The 258-nt window shown below is 66.3% G+C and carries 1 protein-coding gene; it reads left to right on the top strand.

The window, feature by feature from the left end; all coding sequences use genetic code 11:
• On the top strand, positions 1 to 258 hold a 258-nt coding region (locus tag AC0L2O_RS37010; RefSeq protein ID WP_473373234.1), incomplete at both ends, for an SDR family NAD(P)-dependent oxidoreductase.

Raw genomic sequence — 258 nt, 5'->3', positions numbered from 1 at the left:
CGCTGGGGCAAGCTCGACATCCTGGTCGCCAATGCGGCGGTGCTCGGCGTCATCTCGCCGATCGGCCATGTCGAGGCCAAGACCTTCGAGAAGGTGATGACCATTAACGTCACCTCGACATGGCGGCTGATTCGCTCGGTCGATCCGTTGCTCAGGCTCTCCGATGCCGGCCGCGCCATCGTGCTTTCCTCCAACGCCGCCCATTCGGCGCGGGCCTTCTGGGCGCCCTATGCGGCGTCGAAGGCGGCGGTCGAGACG

The sequence above is a fragment of the Bradyrhizobium sp. Kon10 genome (genome assembly GCF_055807395.1).
Note: the sequence above shows the minus strand (reverse complement) of the source record. Positions and strands in the feature narration are given on the sequence as shown.